We start from the raw sequence: 17,847 nt of genomic DNA on the forward strand, positions 1-17,847 counted from the left end.
CCGTCCAATGCTACAGAATGCCTGTCACTGCTGCCCGGCGACCTCGACGAGCATTTATTGCAAAGTGTGTTGCTCGACAAACACTTGCGGCTCCATGCCTTCGCGGCTGACCAGGCGATTCAGTTCGACCATGGGCAGTCGCACGCTCAGCAGGCTGCGCCCTTCTTCATCATGCTCTTCACTCTGCACGGCACCCAAGGCAAAGAATTGCGCGCGCAAGCGGGCAAAACGCTGCTCCAGACACAGGGTACCGACAAACAGATCATCCCCCAGCAACTCGGCAATCGCCTGGCCGACCAACTCCAGGCCACGCCCATCGCGTGCCGATACCCAGACCCGTTCCGGCTTGCCATCGGCATTGCGCTGGATCTGCGGCTCGACATCTTCGAGCAAGTCGAGTTTGTTATACACCTCGAGGATCGGCAACCCTTCGGCGCCAATCTCGCCCAACACCGCCAGCACCTGCTCGATCTGCTCCATGCGCTCCGGCTCATGGGCGTCGATCACATGCAGCAACAAGTCGGAGTTGCTCGACTCTTCGAGCGTAGCCCGAAATGCCTCGACCAGCTTGTGCGGCAGGTGGCGAATGAAGCCCACGGTGTCGGCCAGCACGATCGGCCCCAGGTCGGTCAGTTCGAGCCGGCGCAGGGTCGGGTCGAGGGTGGCGAACAGCTGGTCCGCGGCATACACCTCGGATTCTGTCAGGGCGTTGAACAGCGTGGACTTGCCGGCGTTGGTATAACCCACCAGCGATACCGACGGAATGTCCGCACGCTTGCGCCCGCGGCGTGCCTGCTCGCGCTGGCTGCGCACCTTCTCCAGGCGTGACTTGATCTGGCGAATGCGCACCCGCAACAGGCGGCGGTCGGTTTCCAGCTGGGTTTCACCCGGGCCGCGCAGGCCGATACCACCCTTCTGTCGCTCAAGGTGGGTCCAGCCGCGCACCAGCCGCGTGCTCATGTGCTCGAGCTGGGCCAGTTCGACCTGCAGCTTGCCTTCATGGGTGCGCGCCCGTTGGGCGAAGATATCGAGGATCAGCCCGGTACGGTCGAGCACACGACACTCGAACACACGCTCGAGGTTGCGCTCCTGACTGGGCGTGAGGGTGTGATTGAAAATCACCAGGTCTACCTGTTCGGCATGGACCAGGTCGTGCAACTCTTCGACCTTGCCACTGCCAATCAGGTATTTGGCGGAAGGCTGATGCCTTGCCACCGTGACCAGCGAGACGATGTCGGCACCGGCCGACAATGCCAGTTCCTGAAACTCCTGCGGGTCTTCGCGCGCCTCAGGGTTCTGACCTTCCAAGTGAACGAGCAACGCCCGCTCACCACCACCGTGGCGCTCAAAGAACAATGCAGGCTCCTATCAGGCGTTGCCTGGCTCGCTGTCGCCATGTTCGGAATCGGACGGGCTTGGCAGACGAACCGGACGGGCAGGAACCACGGTCGAGATGGCGTGCTTGTAGACCATCTGGCTGACGGTGTTCTTCAGCAGTACCACGAACTGGTCGAAGGACTCGATCGAACCCTGCAGTTTGATGCCGTTGACCAGATAGATGGATACCGGGACCTTTTCTTTTCTCAAGGTGTTCAAGTAAGGGTCTTGTAGCGAATGCCCTTTTGACATATGCCGCACTCCTGTAAGGATAAATAATAGAAAATCAAGAAAATCGATAAATTAGGCCGCCCCTTCGCAAGAATAGACGGCAATCAGCAGGGACTCAGCTCAATATGGAGATGGCCCCAAGGTATTTCAAGGTGCGGGACAGATTGTCGCAGGCCAGGCTGTCAAGCCAGTGTACTTCAGGCCAGCCACGCAACCAGGTGAACTGCCGCTTGGCCAGCTGCCTGGTGGCAATGATACCGCGTTCACGCATCTCATTCTCAGTCAGCTTGCCGTCCAGGTAATCCCAGACCTGCCGATACCCCACTGCCCGTATAGACGGCAGCCCGGCGTGCAAGTCACTTCTGGCTCGCAGCGATCGGACCTCGTCGACGAAGCCCTGTTCCAGCATCTGTGAAAATCGTAACGCAATTCGCTGATGCAAAATGTGACGATCTGTAGGAGCAATCGCCAAACTCGCGACAGTATAGGGCAAATGTCCGCCAGCGCCTGCGTCTGCGCCGCGACTTTCCGCGAATTGACGCTGTCGATGTGCCGTCATGCTCTCGCCACTCACCCGGTAAACCTCCAACGCCCTGATCAATCGCTGCGGGTCGTTGGGGTGGATACGCGCCGCCGACTCAGGGTCAACCTCGGCCAACTGGCGGTGCAACTCGGCCAGCCCCAGCGCTTCGGCCTGGGCTTCCAGCTCGGCACGCACCGCGGCATCGGCCGCCGGCATATCGGCCAGGCCATCGATCAACGCCTTGTAATAGAGCATGGTGCCGCCCACCAGCAACGGGATCTTGCCGCGTGCGGTGATCTCGGCCATGGCTTCCAGGGCATCGGCACGGAACTGCGCAGCCGAATAGCTTTCGGCCGGGTCGCGAATGTCGATCAGCCGGTGCGGGTGGGCGGCGAGGATTTCTTTGGAGGGCTTGGCCGAACCGATGTCCATGCCGCGGTAGACCAGCGCCGAATCGACGCTGATCAGCTCGCACGGCAGTACTTTGGTCAGCTCGATGGCCAGGTCGGTCTTGCCGGCCGCCGTCGGGCCCATCAGGAATATTGCAGGGGGCTTGCCGCTCATTTCATCGACCGCGCAGGAAGAGTTTGTCCAGGTCGTCCAGGCCCATCTGGGTCCAGGTGGGGCGACCATGGTTGCACTGGCCGCTGCGCTCGGTGTTTTCCATGTCACGCAGCAGGGCGTTCATCTCGGGGATCGCCAGGCGCCGGTTGGCGCGCACGGCACCGTGACAGGCCATGGTACCGAGCAGCTCGTTGAGGTGCGCCTGGATACGGTCGCTGGTGCCGTATTCCATCAGGTCGGCGAGTACATCCTGCACCAGGCGGTTGGCCTCAGCCTGCTTGAGCAAAGCCGGGATCTGGCGGATAGCCAAGGTCTCGGGGCCCAGACGCTGCAGTTCGAAACCCAGCCGTTGGAACCACTGCGCGTGCTCTTCGGCGCAGTCTGCTTCACGCTGGCTCAGGGCCAGGGTCTCGGGCACCAGCAGCGGCTGGCCGCTGAGGCCTTCGCTGGCCATGGCCACCTTGAGGCGCTCGTACATGATGCGCTCGTGAGCGGCGTGCATGTCTACCAGCACCAGGCCAATGGCATTCTCGGCCAGGATGTAGATACCCTTGAGCTGCGCCAACGCGTAGCCCAGCGGTGGAATATCGCCCTGGCTTTCAGGCAGCGTCGTCGGCACCGCGCCGTCATCCAGCGGTTTGTAGAACTCGCGATACACCGCCTGTGCCTCGGCGGCCGGCAGCGGCTGCGAGGGGCGCGGCGTGTACTGATACTGGTAACCCGCACCACTACCACCGCTGGAGAATGACTGCTGCGGGCCACGCGGCTGCTCGAGCACCGGCGAGGCCAGGCGCATTTCGCCCTGGGGGCCGAACTCACCGGCCTGCTGGCCCGTGGCTCGGACCACTTCGGGTACGGCAGCTGGCGCCGCCAACTGGTCTTCAGGGCGCACATCGGCCAGGGCGCGATGCAGGGTGCCATACAAGAAGTCGTGAACCGAGCGCCCCTCGCGGAAACGCACTTCGTGCTTGGTCGGGTGCACGTTGACGTCGACGCCGTTGGGCTCCAACTCCAGGAACAGCACAAAAGTCGGGTGCCGACCATTGAACAGCACGTCGCGGTAGGCCTGGCGCACGGCGTGGGCGACCAGCTTGTCGCGCACCGCACGGCCGTTGACGAAGAAATACTGCAGGTCTGCCTGGCTGCGCGAGAACGTCGGCAGGCCGACCCAGCCCCAAAGGCGCAGGCCGTTGCGTTCCACGTCGATCGGCAGCGCCTGCTCCATGAAGCCCGGGCCGCAGATGGCGCCCACCCGCCGCGCACGGGCGGTTTCATCGTGGGCCTCATGCAGGCTGAGGATGCTCTTGCCGTTGTGGCGCAGGTGGAAGCCGACATCGAAGCGCGCCAGCGCCAGGCGCCGTATCACTTCCTGCAGGTGATCGAATTCGGTTTTCTCGGCCTTGAGGAACTTGCGCCGGGCCGGGGTATTGAAGAACAGGTCGCGCACTTCCACCGAAGTACCCACCGGATGCGCCGCCGGCTGCACCCGCGGTGTCATGTCCCGGCCTTCGGTTTCCACCTGCCAGGCCTCGGTAGCGCTGGCGGTACGCGAGGTCAGGGTCAGGCGCGCCACCGAGCTGATCGAGGCCAGGGCCTCACCACGAAAGCCCAGGCTCAAGACCCCTTCCAGGTCCTCCAACTCACGGATCTTGCTGGTGGCGTGACGGGCCAGGGCCAGCGGCAGGTCGTCGGCGGAGATGCCGCTGCCATCGTCTCGCACTCGCAGCAGCTTGACGCCGCCCTGCTCAACTTCCACGTCGATACGCCGGGCGCCGGAGTCCAGGCTGTTCTCCAGCAACTCTTTGGCGACAGAGGCCGGCCGCTCGACAACCTCGCCGGCGGCAATCTGGTTGGCCAGCCGCGGGCTGAGCAGCTGGATGCGCGAACCGCCACTCATTGCGAGGCCAACGTGGTAGCAGGGATATCGAGGCGCTGGCCGACCTTCAGCTCATCGGTCTTGAGGCTGTTGGTGCTGCGCAGGCTGGTGACGCTGACCTGGTAGCGAACGGCAAGCATCGCCAGGGTCTCTCCTGGGCGCACCGTGTGCTCACGCGGGCCAGCGGCGATCTTGCCGGTGTCGCGCAGCCAGGCGATGTAGGTGCCCGGCGGCGGGTTCTGCTGGAAATACTGGCGCACACCGGTATGGATCGAACGGGCCAGGGCCTGCTGATGGCTGGCGGTGGCCAGCTTGGCGGCTTCGTTGTTGTTCGAGATGAACCCGGTTTCAACGAGGATCGACGGGATATCCGGCGACTTCAGCACCATGAAACCGGCCTGTTCCACCCGCTGCTTGTGCAGGGAGGTAATGCGGCCCATGTTGCCCAGCACCTTCTGCCCGACATTGAGGCTGGAGCTGAGCGTGGCGGTCATCGACAAGTCGAGCAGCACGCCGGCCAGCATACGGTCCTTGTCGTCGAGGCTGACGTTACCGGCACCACCGATCAGGTCGGAACGGTTTTCCGTGTCGGCCAGCCAGCGCGCAGTCTCGGAGGTAGCGCCGCGGTCGGACAGGGCGAACACCGAGGCGCCAAAGGCGGCGCGGGACGGCGCGGCGTCGGCGTGGATCGAGATGAACAGGTCGGCGCCCTTCTTGCGGGCGATTTCCGTGCGCTTGCGCAGTGGGATGAAGTAGTCGCCGGTACGGGTCAGCTCGGCCCGGAAGCCTTTTTCGCTGTTGATCTGGCGCTGCAGTTCCTTGGCGATCTGCAGCACGATGTCTTTTTCATGCTGGCCACGCGAGCCGGATGCCCCCGGGTCTTCGCCGCCGTGACCGGCGTCGATGGCAACCACGATGTCACGCTTGCCGTTGGGAACCGGCGGCAGCTTGATGGCAGGCTGAGCCGGGGTCACCGGTACTGCTGGCGTGGTTGCAGGCGTTGGTGCCGGAGTCGGGGCCGGAGTCGGCGCGCTGGCCGCGATGGCGTCAGCCTCCTGGTCGTACAGGTCGACCACCAGGCGGTTGCCGTACTGGGCATTGGGCGCCAGGGTGAAGCTTTTTGGGGTGACCGACTTTTTCAGGTCGACCACCACACGCAGATCGGTCGGTGTGCGCTGGGCCGAACGCACGCTGCTGATCGGCGTATTGGAGGTAGCCACGTTCAGTGGCGCGGCCAAGGTCGCGCCATTGATGTCGATAACCAGGCGATCAGGTGCGCTCAGGGTGAAGACGCTATGCTGCACGGGGCCAGACAGGTCGAAGACCAGCCGCGTGTTGTCCGGCGCGCGCCACAGGCGCATGCTCTTGACTTGAGTGACGGCCAGAGCGTCAACGGTCACCGTTGTCAGCAGCAGCCCAACGATGGCGACCAGTGCGCGTATGCGCATACCTACCCCACTTACTGTTTATAGTGTTCGGCCAGTGCCACGCACCAGGCCTCGCCGCGAGCCCCCTGCGGCGAAAGGTTCAGCGAGCGTCCGCCCGCTTGGGGGCTTATGGTAATGGTCAGGTCGGGCTTTGGCAAAACGCCCGCACCCTTTTGTGGCCACTCGAACAGGCACAGCGGGTCGCCCTCGAAATAGTCACGAATGCCCATGAACTCCAGCTCTTCCGGATCGACCAGGCGATACAGGTCGAAATGGAACGCCCGCACCTCACCGATCTCGTAAGGCTCGACTACGGTGAAGGTCGGACTTTTCACTGCACCAGTATGGCCCAGGCCACGAATTAGGCCACGCGACAGCGTGGTTTTGCCCGCGCCCAGGTCACCTTCCAGAAAAATCACGCCGTGACCGCCGGTCACCTCGGCCAGTTGTGCGCCGAATTTGACCGTGGCCGCTTCATCGGCCAGAAACAGGTTTAAGCCAGACACGCAGAATGCTCCTCCAACAACTCACGAATGACCGGCGCCAGATCGCTGGCAGCCAGGCCTCTACCTTTTACGCCCAGACGCTCGCCGGCACAGGCGTGCAGCCATACCCCCAGCCCCGCGGCGTGCCAGGCATCCAGGCCTTGGGCCAACAGCGCCGCCAGCACGCCGGTCAGCACATCGCCCAGGCCGGCACCGGCCATGGCCGGGTGGCCACGTTCGCACAACAGCAGTTGCCCGGCCGGGTCGGCTACCAGAGTGCCAGCCCCCTTGAGCACGCAGACGCTGTTGTAACGCCGCGCCAACTTGCGTGCAGCGCCCGGGCGATCCGCCTGTACAGCCTCGGTGGAAATGCCCAGCAGCCGCGCTGCCTCCCCTGGGTGCGGGGTAAGGATGCTGCCACTGGGCAGGGCCAGCGGGGTGCGCGCCAGCAAGTTCAGGGCATCGGCGTCCCACACCTGTGGGCGTTCGGCATTGGCCACCGCCGACAGCAGGCTGCGACCCCAGGCCGCCTGACCCAGGCCTGGACCGACCACCAGCACCGAAGCGCGCTCCAGCACGCCCATCAGCTGGTTGGCCGAACTGGCGCCCAGGCACATGACCTCCGGCAAGCGCGCCAGGCTGGCAGTCACGTGTTCGGGCCGGGTCGCCACACTGACCAGCCCCGCGCCACAGCGCAGGGCGGCTTCGGCACTGAGCAGCACAGCGCCGCCGGTACCAAGGTCGCCACCGACCACCAGTACATGGCCGAAGTCGCCTTTGTGGGCATGCGCATGACGTGCCGGCAGATGCGAGACAGTCACGCTGCTGAGCAATTGAGGGGTATGGCTGGGGTGTTTGGTCTGCGGCATGGGGTCAAAGGCTCCAATGTCTGGCAGAATTATACGCACCTGAGCCCGTATTGCCTTGCCCATCCATGTCCGTCTGTACGCCTGACCTCGCCCAACTGGCCCAATCCATCAAGATTTGGGGCCAAGAACTCGGTTTTGCCCATGTTGGCATCGCCGGGGTAGACCTTGGCGAACACGAACACCACCTGCAGCGCTGGCTCGACGCCGGCTACCAGGGCGAGATGGATTACCTGGATGCCCACGGCAGCAAGCGTGCACACCCAGAGCAACTGATCCCTGGCACGGTACGCGTGGTATCGCTGCGCATGGATTACCTGCCGGGCGACACACAGATGGCGCAGCGCCTGGCACAGCCCGAAAAAGCCTACGTATCGCGCTACGCCCTGGGCCGGGATTACCACAAACTGGTGCGCAAGCGCGTGCAGTTCCTGGCCGATCGCATTCAGGAAGCCATCGGCCCGTTCGGCTACCGCGCCTTCGTCGACAGCGCTCCGGTGCTGGAAAAGGCCCTGGCCGAGCAGGCCGGGCTGGGCTGGATCGGCAAGAACACCCTGCTGCTCAACCGCAAGGCGGGCAGTTATTTCTTCCTCGCCGAGCTGTTCGTCGACCTGCCGCTGCCGGTGGACGAAGCCACCACCAGCGAACATTGCGGGCGCTGCCAGGCCTGCCTGGACATCTGCCCGACCCAGGCCTTCGTCGGGCCGTACGTACTGGATGCTCGGCGCTGCATCTCCTACCTGACCATCGAACTGCGGGGGCCGATCCCCGTCGAGTTGCGTTCGAAGATGGGCAACCGGGTGTTCGGTTGCGATGACTGCCAGATCGTCTGCCCGTGGAACCGCTTTGCCAGGCACAGCCAAGAGCAGGATTTCCAGCCACGGCACGGGCTGGAGAATGCCGAGTTGGCGGAGATGTTCCTGTGGGATGAAAGGACCTTCCTGCGCAAGACCGAAGGCGGGCCATTGCGCCGGGCCGGGTATGAGCGCTGGTTGCGCAACCTGGCGGTGGGGCTTGGCAATGCGCCATCGACAATCCCGGTGATCGAAGCGCTGAAGGCGCGGCGCGAGGATGCCTCGGAGCTGGTGAGGGAGCATGTGGAGTGGGCGCTGGCGCAGCACGGCATTTCGTAGCCCCCTGTGGGAGCGGGTTTACCCGCGAAGAAGCCACCGCGGTGGATGGCACGGGCTGCGCCCGTGTTCGCGGGTGAACCCGCTCCCACAGGGGGCGCATGTCAAAGCTACTGCTGGTCGTTGTAGTGGAACTTGGGCATTTCCCAATGGAACCGAATCGCCAGCAGCCGCACCAGGAACCCGCCAAACAAGGTCAGCAGCATCGCCTGCTCCGCCGGCACCTTGAAATACACGCACCCCAGGTAGAACCACGCCGCGGCAAACGACACGCTGGCGTACAGCTCGCGGCGGAACACCAAGGGAATATCGTTGCAGAAGATATCCCGCAAGATCCCGCCGAATACCCCGGTGATCACCCCGCTGATCGACGCCACCAGCATGCCCTGCCCCATCTCCAGCGCGGTCATGCAGCCGATCAGGGTAAAGGCCACCAGCCCCAGGGCATCGAGCACCAGGAACAGCGAGCGCAGGCGGCGCATCATCGGCGCGATGAAAATGGTCAGCAGCGCCGCACAGCTGGTCAGCACCAGATATTCAGGATGCTTCACCCAGGTCAGCGGGTAATGCCCGAGAAGCACGTCACGCACCGAGCCGCCACCCAGGGCAGTGACGCAGGCAATCAGCACCACGCCGAACCAGTCCATGCCGCGGCGGCCTGCAGACAATGCGCCGGTCATGGCTTCGGCGGTGATGGCGATGAGGTAGAGCATCAACAACATGGTGCGGGGTCCGTGCGGGCGTGCGAGAAAGGCGCGCAGTCTAACCAGTTGCCCATGGCACCAAAAGAGGGCGCAGATACAATATCTGCGCCTTTTCGGCTCACACCTTGATGAAGTGCTCGCGATAGTGGCGCAGTTCGGCGATCGATTCGCGGATGTCGTCCAGCGCCAGGTGGGTGTTGCCCTTCTTGAAGCTATCACGCACATCAGGTGCCCAGCGTGCAGCCAGCTCCTTCAGGGTCGAGACATCCAGGTTGCGGTAGTGGAAGTAGTTTTCCAGGTTGCGCATGTGCCGGTAGAGGAAGCGGCGGTCCTGGCAGATGCTGTTGCCGCAGATCGGCGACTTGCCTTTCGGTACCCACTGCTCGAGGAAGGCAATGGTCTGCGCCTCGGCTTCGGCCATGTCGACCTTGCTCTCGCGAACGCGCTGGGTCAGGCCCGAAGCGCCATGGGTGCGGGTGTTCCACTCGTCCATGCGCGCCAGCACTTCGTCACTGTGGTGGATGGCGATCACCGGCCCTTCGGCCAGGGTGTTCAGTTCGCTGTCGGTGACGATGGTGGCCATCTCGATGATGACGTCGCTGTCCGGATCCAGGCCGGTCATTTCCAGGTCGATCCAGATCAGGTTCTGTGGGTTTTGCATGCGGGGGCTCCTCGTATAGGCCGTCATAGTAGCGTAGTGGCCAAGGCACGCCCATTCACGGTGCGAAGGTAAGCCAAATGGTCCGGCGCCTGGCGTGCTAAACTGCCTGCCGTTTTCAACCTGCCCCCACGCACGGAACCTTCATGGCCAAACGCCAGCTCAATCGCCGCCAGAACTGGCGCATCGAAAAAATCCAGAACGAGCGCGCCGCGCGTGCGGCCAAACGCGAACAGCACGTGCTGCAGGAACTGGAGGGTGGCGACCTTGGGCCAGAGCAGTTGGGCCTGGTGATTGCGCACTTCGGTGTGCAGGTAGAAGTGGAAGCCCAGGACGGCGAAGCCGCGGGCCAGGTGTTCCGTTGCCACTTGCGCGCCAACCTGCCGGCGCTGGTTACCGGCGACCGCGTGGTATGGCGGGCGGGCAACCAGGGAATTGGCGTGATCGTCGCGCAGATGCCGCGCAGCACCGAGCTGTGCCGGCCTAACAACCACGGCCAGCTGAAGCCGGTGGCGGCCAACGTCGACCTGATCGTGATCGTCTTTGCCCCCGCGCCCGAACCGCACCCCAACCTGATCGACCGTTACCTGGTGGCCGCGGAGCACGCTGGCATTCGCCCGCTGCTGCTGCTGAACAAGGCCGACCTGATCAACGAAGAGAACGGCCCGGGCCTGCATGCGCTGCTGGAGGTTTACCGCGAGCTCGGCTACCCGCTGCTCGAGGTCTCGGCACATCACGGTGACGGCATGCAACGCCTGCAGCAGATGCTCGACGGCCACATCAGCGTGTTCGTCGGCCAGTCGGGGGTGGGCAAGTCGTCGCTGGTCAACAGCCTGCTGCCGGAGGCCGGCACCCGTGTCGGCGACCTGTCGGAATGGTCTGGCCAGGGTACCCACACCACCACCACCGCGCGGCTGTACCACTTCCCCAATGGTGGCGACCTGATCGACTCACCGGGCATCCGCGAGTTCGGCCTGGGTCACGTCAGCCGCAGTGATGTGGAGGATGGTTTCATCGAGTTCCGCGACCTGTTCGGCACCTGCCGCTTCCGCGACTGCAAGCATGATCGCGAACCGGGCTGCGCGCTGCTCAAGGCGCTGGACGAGGGGCGTATCAAGCAGCAACGGATGAACAGCTACCGCTCGATCATTGCCAGTTTGCCGGAAGACGCTTACTGACCGCTTGCTCCACGGGTTCTGCGCCGGCTTCAGCCGCGGCGCGATCCTGTGGGAGCGGCCTTGTGTCGCGAATGGGGCGCGCAGCGGCCCCAGATATCAGCATTAATGCAAATATTGCCGGGGCCGCGTTGCGGCCCTTTCGCGACACAAGGCCGCCCCCACAAGGGACCACGCAAGACGAAAAAGGGTTTACTGGTCCTTGGCCTCATCCATCTTCAGCGTCCCCTCTTCGAAGATGTTCAGCTTCTGGCGCAATTCACGCGGCTGCATGGGGGCCTGCCCGGCCTCCCCTGGCGCCGCCGGTGCCGCAGCGGCCGGCGGCGCGGGCTCGGCAGCCGGTGCTTCCGGCGCGCCCTGCTCGCCTTCGATATTGCGCTGGGCTTTTTTGGTCAGCACGATGATGTCGATGCGGCGGTTGACCGGGTTGAACGGGTCCTTGCGGTCGAACAGCGACGACGAGGCATAACCCACCACCCGCGCCACCTGGCCATCCGGGTAGCCGCCGGCCACCAGTGCACGGCGCGCGGCGTTGGCGCGGTTGGCCGACAATTCCCAGTTGCCGAACTCGCCACTGCCGGCATAGGGCTTGGCGTCGGTGTGGCCACTGATGCTGATCTTGTTCGGCACCGCCTTGATGGTGTCTGCCATCGCCAGCAGGATGTCCTCGAAGTACGGCTGCAGGCGCGCGCTGCCAATGTCGAACATCGGCCGGTTCTCGGCGTCCATGATCTGGATGCGCAGGCCGTCCTGGGTGATCTCGAACAGGATCTGGTCCTTGAACTTCTGCAGTTGCGGGTTCTCTTCCACCTTGTTCTGCAGTTCCTGCAGCAGCAACTCCAGACGCTCACGCTCGACCTGCTCGGCCATGGTCTCCACCTGGTCCTTGTCCAGCTGAATGCTGGTATCAGGCGTCGGCTCCGACTTGGCTTCGGGGTTGATGGTCTTTTCCGGCGCCAGCTGAGGCGAGCCGCCCAGGTCGATGACGTAGGGCGTTCCGCTTTCCGAGAAGCCGATCGGGTCCTTGAAGTAGCCGGCAATGGCGATCTTCTGTTCCGGGGTGGCCGTGGACAACAGCCACAGCACCAGGAAGAACGCCATCATCGCCGTGGCGAAGTCGGCGAAGGCGATTTTCCAGGCGCCGCCGTGGTGGCCGCCGCCAAAGCGCTTGACGCGCTTGACGATGATGGGCTGATTGTTCTCCATGACTCAGCGACCGCGAACCGCTTGTTCCAGTTCGGCGAAGCTTGGGCGGTGCTTGGGGTACAGCACCTTGCGCCCGAACTCGACCGCCAGCGAAGGCGGCATGCCCGAGGCCGAGGCAACCAGCGAAGCCTTGATCGATTCGTAGAGGTTCAGCTCTTCCTTGGCATCGTGCTCCAGGCACTTGGCCAACGGGCCGAAGAAGCCGTAGGCCGCCAGAATACCGAAGAAGGTACCCACCAGCGCCGCACCCACATGGAGGCCGATGGAGGCCTGGTCACCATCGCCGAGCGAGGCCATGGTCACCACGATACCCAGTACCGCCGCAACGATACCGAAGCCGGGCATGCCGTCGGCGATGCCGGTCACCGCATGGGACGGGTGCTCCAGTTCTTCCTTCATGCTCAGCAGTTCCATGTCGAACAGGCCCTCGAGCTCGTGCGGGGCCATGTTGCCGGTGGACATGATGCGCAGATAGTCGCAGACGAACGCGGTCATGCGCTCATCGGCCAGCACCGTCGGGTACTTGGCGAAGATCGGGCTGGCGGCGGCATCTTCGATATCGGCCTCGATGGCCATCATGCCTTCGCGCCGGCTCTTGTTGAGAATTTCGTACACCAGGCCCAGCACTTCCAGGTAGAAGGCGTGAGTGAAGCGCGAGCCGAACATCTTCATCGACTTCTTGATGACGTGCATGGTCATGTGGCCAGGGTTGGCCTGCAGGAATGCACCAAAGGCCGCACCGCCGATGATCAGTACTTCGAACGGCTGGATCAGTGCCGCGATCTTGCCGTGGGAAAGCACGTATCCGCCGAGCACGCTCGCGAATACGACGATGATGCCGATAATTTTAGCCATAGGTTCAAAGCACTTGCTGTCGTGGTCAGGGGAAGAGACGGGAGCTTTAAAACTCTTCTTCTACTTATCGGCAGAACTGCGCCAGACTATAGCCACTCAATGCGAAAAGCCAGTTCGGACTGATGTCAAAATGCCAATTGAAACCAAGGTGCCCGCTCAGGCTCCACGTACGCTAGAGGCCTGGGTAAAGCTGCTCGAGAGTGTTCGCATCCCCGTGCCGAAGCACAGCTACGACCGGGTCATGGCCGCCATCCACGATAACCGCCGCTCACTGCGCGATATCGCCGAACTGATGCAAGATAGCCCGGCGCTGGTGCTGTCGGTGATGCGCGAAGCCAATCACCCCACCAATGCCAGCCTGGCAGAGCCCGCCGAAAGCCTGGAAGTCGCCCTCAACCGCCTGGGCCTGGAGCGCAGCGAACAGCTGCTCAAGCGCCTGCCAGCAGTGCCCGTCGAAGAGATTCCGCCGGTACTGTGCCAGTTCCAGCTGATCAGCCAGCACGCCTCGCAGCAGGCCAGCGGCCTGTTCGCAAGCCGCCTGGCACGGCTGTGGCAGGAAATCCACTGGGGCAGCCTGTTGTTCCTGTCGCCACTCTGGCCGCTGGCGCTGGCCTACCCCAAGCTGCTCGATACCTGGGAGCTGCGGGTTATCCACAAGGGCGAAGACGCCGCCCATGTCGAGGAAGAACTGTTTGGCGTGCGCATCATGGAGCTGTGCCAGACCATGGCGGAGTACTGGCGCCTGCCACAATGGGTGACCCAGGGTTACCGCCTGCTGCTGGAAGAGCGCGAACAACTGGCCCAGGTGCTCAGTATCGCCCGCGACCCGGACCTGCTCAGCCAGCAACACCGCCTGGACGCCGAGCCTGGCCTGCGCCGCTGGTTCAACCAGCCGGCCAACACCGTGCTGCTGGCAAACAACCTGGCCCTGGCGGCACAAGTGGGCTGGGACAACCCGCACCTGTTGCGCTGGCAGCTGCTGACCGCACTGTACCTGCAGACCTCGCTGGACGACGTGCAGCAGCAGGTGCACCAGCAGGCTGCGGCCAGCGCCCGCCGCCATGCCCAGCATGCCTTGTTCCACCCGGCCGAAGCGCTGATCTGGCCCTGGCACCAGCGCCGTCCGCACCCAGACATGCTGGCTCCGCCACCTCCCACAAGCGACGAACTGGCGCGCTGGCGCAAGCTGTGCCAAGACCTTCTGGCCCAGCCCAGCCCGTTCACCAACAGCGTGCACCTGGCCACGCAGGTTATCGAGGCCCTTCTGGCCTCTGGCATGCAGCGGATACTGCTGCTGAGCCTGGACAAGGCCAACGACCAGCTGCGCGTGCAGCAGATGGCCGGCCTGCCCAAGGAAGCCGGGGCGCTGGTACTGCCGGTGGCGCAGAACAAACTGCTGCAAAAGCTGCTGGCCAAGGCCGGGCAATTGCGTATCACCCCGGAAAACCACAGCCAGTTCTCGGCCCTGCTGCCGGCCCCGCTGCGTGCCTTGTTCCGCAGCGAGCACGTGCTGCTACGCTCGCTGGCGGTGACGGACCAGGTGCTGATGCTGATGGTGGCAGACCAGGGCTGCCGGCCGCTGGCCGATATCAGCGTGCAAGCCTTCGGCAAGACCGCACAGTGCACCGAACGGGCGCTGTCGGTGTTTGCCAACCGCAAGGCCTGAGCCTTGCGCTACAATCGCCCCTCTTTCCACACTGGAGACCGTGGATGACTGACTTTTCCGGCCTGCCCCTGGTGATCGAAGCCGCGGACCTGCTGCCGCGCCTGGATTCGCCACAGCTGATCCTGATCGACCTGAGCAGCGCCAACCGCTATGTCAGCGGGCATATCCCCGGCGCACGCTTTGTCGAAGGCAAGCGTACCCAGCTCGGCCAGCCCCCCGCGCCCGGCCTGCTGCCGGCCCTGGGCGAACTGGAAAAACTGTTCAGCGAACTCGGCCACCGTGACGATGCCGTGTATGTGGTGTATGACGATGAGGGCGGCGGCTGGGCCGGGCGCTTCATCTGGTTGCTCGACGTGATCGGCCATAAGCGTTACCACTATCTCAATGGCGGCATCCAGGCCTGGCCCGCCGACAAGCTCTCCACAGAAGTGCCCGCCAGCGGCAATGCGCCGGTGCACCTGCGCATCGACACTTCGCCAACCGCCACCCGCGAGTACCTGCAAAGCCGCCTGGGCGCCGACGACCTGGTCATCTGGGACGCCCGTGGCCCGCAGGAATTCAGCGGCGAGAAAGTACTGGCAGCCAAGGGCGGCCACATCCCCGGCGCGATCAACTTCGAGTGGACCGCCGGCATGGACCTCAACGACCACCTGCGCATTCGCCAGGACATCGCCGAAGTCCTGAAGAACCTGGGCATCACCCCCGACAAGGAAGTGATCACCCACTGCCAGACCCACCGCCGCTCCGGTTTCACCTACCTGGTGGCCAAGGCCCTTGGATACCCGCGCGTCAAGGCCTACGCCGGCTCGTGGAGCGAATGGGGCAACCACCCGGACACGCCTGTAGAAGTCTAAGGAACCTGCATGAAATCCCGTTTGTTCATCATCAGCCAGTACCTGCTGCCGCACCACTTGCTGTCGCGGCTGGCCGGCTGCATAGCCGAGTGCCGCGTGCGCTGGTTCAAGAACGCCTTCACCGCCTGGTTCGCCAAGCGTTACCAGGTCAACATGAGCGAAGCGCTGGTCGAGGACCTGAGCGCATACGAGCACTTCAATGCATTCTTCACCCGTGCCCTGAAGCCGGGTGCCCGCCCGCTGGACGAGACCCCGGGCGCCATCCTTTGCCCGGCCGACGGTGCCGTCAGCCAGCTTGGCCCGATCGAGCACGGCCGCATCTTCCAGGCCAAGGGCCACGGTTTCAGCGCGCAGGAGCTGCTTGGCGGTGACCCGGCCATGGCCGCGCCGTTCATGGGCGGCGAGTTCGCCACCATCTACCTGTCGCCCAAGGACTACCACCGCGTGCACATGCCGCTGGCCGGTACCCTGCGTGAAATGGTCTACGTGCCGGGCCGCCTGTTCTCGGTCAACCAGACCACCGCAGAGAACGTCCCCGAGCTGTTCGCCCGCAACGAGCGCGTGGTCTGCCTGTTCGATACCGAGCGCGGGCCGATGGCCGTGGTGCTGGTGGGCGCGATGATCGTCGCTTCGATCGAAACCGTGTGGGCCGGGCTGGTGACGCCACCCAAGCGTGAACTGAAGACCTTCCGCTACGACGAAGCCAGCCGCGCGCCGATCCACCTGGAGAAAGGTGCCGAACTAGGCCGCTTCAAGCTGGGGTCGACTGCCATCGTGCTGTTCGGACCGGAGCAGGTGAAGTGGGCGGAGAACCTGGGTGCGGGTTCAGCGGTGCGCATGGGGCAGCAGTTGGCGGCGCCTGTGCAGGCTTGATTGCCTGATGGAACCTGGGGCCGCTTTGCGGCCCTTTCGCGACACAAGTCCGCTCCTACAGGAGATATGCGATTCCCTGTAGGAGCGGCCTTGTGTCGCGATGGGCTGCGAAGCAGCCCCGGATTGTCGAGTCAGCCGCGCGCGTCGCGGTCGCGCAGGCCCAGCAGATACAACACTCCATCCAATCCCAGGGTAGAAATCGCCTGCTTGGCCGACTGGCGCACCAGCGGCTTGGCGCGGAACGCCACACCCAGGCCGGCCAGCGACAGCATCGGTAGGTCGTTGGCACCGTCACCCACGGCAATGGTCTGCTCCAGCTGCAAGCCTTCTTCGCTGGCCAGCTTCTGCAGCAGCTCGGCCTTGCGCTGGGCATCAACGATCGGCTCCACAGCCACGCCGGTCACCTTGCCATCGATCACTTCCAGCTCGTTGGCGAACACATAGTCGATGCCCAGACGCGCCTGCACCTGGCGAGCAAAGTAAGTGAAGCCACCGGACAGGATCGCGGTCTTGTAACCCAGGCGCTTGAGCTCGGCAAACAGGTTCTCGGCACCTTCGGTCAGACGCAGCGACGCCCCGATCTCATCCAACACGCCCACATCCAGGCCCTTGAGCAGCGCCATGCGCTCCTTGAAGCTGGCGCGGAAGTCCAGCTCGCCGCGCATGGCGCGCTCGGTGATGGCGGCAACCTGCTCACCCACGCCAGCGGCCTTTGCCAGTTCGTCAATGACCTCGGCTTCGATCAGCGTCGAATCCATGTCGAAGACCGCCAGGCGACGGTTGCGGCGGAACAGGTCGTCCTTCTGGAAGGCAATGTCGATGCTCAGCTCTTCGGCCAGGGCGAAGAAGTCGGCACGCAGAGCCTCGGCATCGCTCGGCACGCCGCGCACAGAGATCTCGATGGCCGCCTTGCCCTTGTCGGTCTCGGCATCCAGCGCCACACGGGCCGACAGGCGCTCGATGCGCTCGATGGTCAGGCCGTACCGGCTGATCACCGCACTCACCCGCTGCAGTTGCTCTGGAGTGATCTTGCGGCTGAGCAAGGTGACGATGTGGCGCGCCTCGCCCTGGCCATCGGCCCAGTGCTGGTAGTCCGCCTCGGAAATCGGCGTGTAGCGGGCCTGCAGGTTCAGCTCGTGGGCCTTGGCCTGCACGCTCTGCAGCAGGGAGGTGGCCACTTCGTTGTCCGGGATATCGACCAGGATGCCGAACGACAAGGTACCGTGCATGACTGCCAGGCCAATGTCGAGGATGCTCACACCGCCCTGCAGCAGGACGCCGGTGATAGCCGCAGTGAGACCGGGACGGTCCTCACCGGTGATGTTGATCAGGACGATTTCGCGCACAACCTGGCTCCGACTTCGATGAAAAATGCGC

General features: G+C 64.0%; 17 protein-coding genes. 5 read left to right on the forward strand and 12 right to left on the reverse strand.

Features of this window, described 5'->3' with window-relative positions; all coding sequences use genetic code 11:
* Positions 1-54 precede the first annotated feature (54 nt).
* The 7 genes from hflX to NY023_RS24845 form a co-directional block, all read right to left on the reverse strand.
* Positions 55-1,356, reverse strand: a complete 1,302-nt coding sequence (gene hflX, locus NY023_RS24815) for a ribosome rescue GTPase HflX (protein ID WP_023663497.1) — start codon at positions 1,354-1,356, stop codon at positions 55-57.
* A gap of 12 nt (positions 1,357-1,368) precedes the next feature.
* Complete coding sequence (gene hfq / locus NY023_RS24820) at positions 1,369-1,629, reverse strand: RNA chaperone Hfq (RefSeq protein ID WP_003258160.1); 261 nt, start codon at positions 1,627-1,629, stop codon at positions 1,369-1,371.
* Positions 1,630-1,723: 94 nt separating this feature from the next.
* The gene (gene miaA, locus NY023_RS24825) at positions 1,724-2,695 is read right to left on the reverse strand and encodes a tRNA (adenosine(37)-N6)-dimethylallyltransferase MiaA (protein ID WP_013974436.1); all 972 of its coding nucleotides are present in this window, start codon (positions 2,693-2,695) and stop codon (positions 1,724-1,726) included.
* A gap of 1 nt (position 2,696) precedes the next feature.
* Positions 2,697-4,592 (reverse strand): DNA mismatch repair endonuclease MutL, encoded by a 1,896-nt coding sequence (gene mutL, locus NY023_RS24830; protein WP_013974437.1) that lies wholly within the window; start codon positions 4,590-4,592, stop codon positions 2,697-2,699.
* A complete protein-coding gene (locus NY023_RS24835; RefSeq protein WP_013974438.1) occupies positions 4,589-6,019 on the reverse strand; it encodes an N-acetylmuramoyl-L-alanine amidase in 1,431 nt (476 codons plus the stop codon). The genes mutL and NY023_RS24835 overlap by 4 nt, the downstream gene beginning before the upstream one ends.
* A gap of 11 nt (positions 6,020-6,030) precedes the next feature.
* A complete protein-coding gene (gene tsaE / locus NY023_RS24840) occupies positions 6,031-6,489 on the reverse strand; it encodes a tRNA (adenosine(37)-N6)-threonylcarbamoyltransferase complex ATPase subunit type 1 TsaE (RefSeq protein WP_206695211.1) in 459 nt (152 codons plus the stop codon).
* A 2-nt stretch (positions 6,490-6,491) separates the two neighbouring features.
* Positions 6,492-7,352 (reverse strand): NAD(P)H-hydrate dehydratase, encoded by an 861-nt coding sequence (locus tag NY023_RS24845; protein WP_024087813.1) that lies wholly within the window; start codon positions 7,350-7,352, stop codon positions 6,492-6,494.
* Positions 7,353-7,417: 65 nt separating this feature from the next.
* On the opposite strand from NY023_RS24845, the gene queG reads away from it, so the two are divergent.
* Positions 7,418-8,482 (forward strand): tRNA epoxyqueuosine(34) reductase QueG, encoded by a 1,065-nt coding sequence (queG, locus tag NY023_RS24850; protein ID WP_013974441.1) that lies wholly within the window; start codon positions 7,418-7,420, stop codon positions 8,480-8,482.
* 107 nt (positions 8,483-8,589) lie between these two features.
* On the opposite strand, the gene NY023_RS24855 is transcribed toward queG, so the two are convergent.
* Both NY023_RS24855 and orn read right to left on the reverse strand, forming a co-directional pair.
* Positions 8,590-9,201, reverse strand: a complete 612-nt coding sequence (locus NY023_RS24855) for a trimeric intracellular cation channel family protein (protein ID WP_013974442.1) — start codon at positions 9,199-9,201, stop codon at positions 8,590-8,592.
* 100 nt (positions 9,202-9,301) lie between these two features.
* Entirely contained in the window at positions 9,302-9,844 is a 543-nt protein-coding gene (gene orn, locus NY023_RS24860; RefSeq protein WP_013974443.1) for an oligoribonuclease, read from the reverse strand.
* 143 nt (positions 9,845-9,987) lie between these two features.
* Here orn and rsgA point away from each other — a divergent pair, with 143 nt between their 5' ends.
* Positions 9,988-11,019: a small ribosomal subunit biogenesis GTPase RsgA gene (rsgA, locus tag NY023_RS24865; protein ID WP_013974444.1), complete on the forward strand. Its 1,032-nt coding sequence runs from the start codon at positions 9,988-9,990 to the stop codon at positions 11,017-11,019.
* A 189-nt stretch (positions 11,020-11,208) separates the two neighbouring features.
* On the opposite strand, the gene motB is transcribed toward rsgA, so the two are convergent.
* Together motB and motA are read right to left on the reverse strand one after the other, a co-directional pair.
* Positions 11,209-12,222: a flagellar motor protein MotB gene (motB, locus tag NY023_RS24870; protein ID WP_013974445.1), complete on the reverse strand. Its 1,014-nt coding sequence runs from the start codon at positions 12,220-12,222 to the stop codon at positions 11,209-11,211.
* 3 nt (positions 12,223-12,225) lie between these two features.
* The gene (motA, locus tag NY023_RS24875) at positions 12,226-13,077 is read right to left on the reverse strand and encodes a flagellar motor stator protein MotA (protein ID WP_015272014.1); all 852 of its coding nucleotides are present in this window, start codon (positions 13,075-13,077) and stop codon (positions 12,226-12,228) included.
* Positions 13,078-13,207: 130 nt separating this feature from the next.
* On the opposite strand from motA, the gene NY023_RS24880 reads away from it, so the two are divergent.
* The 3 genes from NY023_RS24880 to asd are packed head-to-tail and all read left to right on the forward strand — an operon-like array spanning position 13,208 to position 16,470.
* A complete protein-coding gene (locus NY023_RS24880; protein ID WP_024087814.1) occupies positions 13,208-14,743 on the forward strand; it encodes an HDOD domain-containing protein in 1,536 nt (511 codons plus the stop codon).
* Positions 14,744-14,787: 44 nt separating this feature from the next.
* The gene (locus tag NY023_RS24885; RefSeq protein ID WP_013974448.1) at positions 14,788-15,597 is read left to right on the forward strand and encodes a rhodanese-like domain-containing protein; all 810 of its coding nucleotides are present in this window, start codon (positions 14,788-14,790) and stop codon (positions 15,595-15,597) included.
* A gap of 9 nt (positions 15,598-15,606) precedes the next feature.
* The gene (asd, locus tag NY023_RS24890) at positions 15,607-16,470 is read left to right on the forward strand and encodes an archaetidylserine decarboxylase (RefSeq protein ID WP_013974449.1); all 864 of its coding nucleotides are present in this window, start codon (positions 15,607-15,609) and stop codon (positions 16,468-16,470) included.
* A gap of 131 nt (positions 16,471-16,601) precedes the next feature.
* Here asd and serB read toward each other — a convergent pair whose 3' ends face one another.
* Entirely contained in the window at positions 16,602-17,816 is a 1,215-nt protein-coding gene (gene serB / locus NY023_RS24895; RefSeq protein ID WP_013974450.1) for a phosphoserine phosphatase SerB, read from the reverse strand.
* Positions 17,817-17,847: the final 31 nt, after the last annotated feature.

Origin of the sequence: Pseudomonas sp. NBB (assembly GCF_032701105.1) — a bacterium.
Classification (GTDB): Bacteria; Pseudomonadota; Gammaproteobacteria; order Pseudomonadales; family Pseudomonadaceae; genus Aquipseudomonas; species Aquipseudomonas asiatica.

Bases quoted from the DNA above. Each gene is read 5' to 3' on its own strand.
- hfq (WP_003258160.1), bottom strand. From the start codon at position 1,629: ATGTCAAAAGGGCATTCGCTACAAGACCCTTACTTGAACACCTTGAGA.
- miaA (WP_013974436.1), bottom strand. From the start codon at position 2,695: ATGAGCGGCAAGCCCCCTGCAATATTCCTGATGGGCCCGACGGCGGCC.
- mutL (WP_013974437.1), bottom strand. From the start codon at position 4,592: ATGAGTGGCGGTTCGCGCATCCAGCTGCTCAGCCCGCGGCTGGCCAAC.
- NY023_RS24835 (WP_013974438.1), bottom strand. From the start codon at position 6,019: ATGCGCATACGCGCACTGGTCGCCATCGTTGGGCTGCTGCTGACAACG.
- NY023_RS24845 (WP_024087813.1), bottom strand. From the start codon at position 7,352: ATGCCGCAGACCAAACACCCCAGCCATACCCCTCAATTGCTCAGCAGC.
- queG (WP_013974441.1), top strand. From the start codon at position 7,418: ATGTCCGTCTGTACGCCTGACCTCGCCCAACTGGCCCAATCCATCAAG.
- NY023_RS24855 (WP_013974442.1), bottom strand. From the start codon at position 9,201: ATGTTGTTGATGCTCTACCTCATCGCCATCACCGCCGAAGCCATGACC.
- orn (WP_013974443.1), bottom strand. From the start codon at position 9,844: ATGCAAAACCCACAGAACCTGATCTGGATCGACCTGGAAATGACCGGC.
- rsgA (WP_013974444.1), top strand. From the start codon at position 9,988: ATGGCCAAACGCCAGCTCAATCGCCGCCAGAACTGGCGCATCGAAAAA.
- motB (WP_013974445.1), bottom strand. From the start codon at position 12,222: ATGGAGAACAATCAGCCCATCATCGTCAAGCGCGTCAAGCGCTTTGGC.
- motA (WP_015272014.1), bottom strand. From the start codon at position 13,077: ATGGCTAAAATTATCGGCATCATCGTCGTATTCGCGAGCGTGCTCGGC.
- NY023_RS24880 (WP_024087814.1), top strand. From the start codon at position 13,208: ATGCCAATTGAAACCAAGGTGCCCGCTCAGGCTCCACGTACGCTAGAG.
- NY023_RS24885 (WP_013974448.1), top strand. From the start codon at position 14,788: ATGACTGACTTTTCCGGCCTGCCCCTGGTGATCGAAGCCGCGGACCTG.
- asd (WP_013974449.1), top strand. From the start codon at position 15,607: ATGAAATCCCGTTTGTTCATCATCAGCCAGTACCTGCTGCCGCACCAC.